Raw genomic sequence first — 433 nt, 5'->3', positions numbered from 1 at the left:
ACAGGCTGACGGTCCACTGCGGGCCCGATGTGGTGTTCTCGGGGCGCGAGCACATCAGCGTGTACGCGTCGTCGGACTGGGCCGAGCGCGCCTTCTGCCGTGGCTGCGGCAGCCATCTGTATTACCGCCTGCTGGCCACCGGGGAGCATTTCGTGCCGGCCGGCGCCTGCGACACCGGCGACTTCGCGCTGACCAGCCAGATCTATATCGAGCAGAAACCGCCGTACTACGACTTCGCCAATGACACGCCCAGGCTGACCGGGGCGCAGGTCATGGCGCTGTTCGCCCAGGATGGCGGCGCGCCGGTTGGCTGAGCGGCTGCTGTCCGCGCGCCGCCCGGGGTTGGCGCGGCGGGCGAAAACCCCGTGCCCGCCGCCGGCGCAGCGGTTAATCTGGGCGCCATCATCGGAGGGAGCCCCGCGCCATGACCAGC

Annotated in this window: 1 protein-coding gene; it reads left to right on the top strand. The window is 70.4% G+C overall.

Annotated elements, in window-relative coordinates:
• Positions 1-314, top strand: a 314-nt coding sequence (locus C5S61_RS03150; RefSeq protein ID WP_205701352.1) for a GFA family protein, incomplete at its 5' end; no start/stop codon positions are given.
• Positions 315-433: the final 119 nt, after the last annotated feature.

It is taken from the genome of Herpetosiphon llansteffanensis, from assembly GCF_003205875.1.
In the GTDB taxonomy this organism is placed as follows: domain Bacteria; phylum Chloroflexota; class Chloroflexia; order Chloroflexales; family Herpetosiphonaceae; genus Herpetosiphon; species Herpetosiphon llansteffanensis.
Note: the sequence above shows the minus strand (reverse complement) of the source record. Positions and strands in the feature narration are given on the sequence as shown.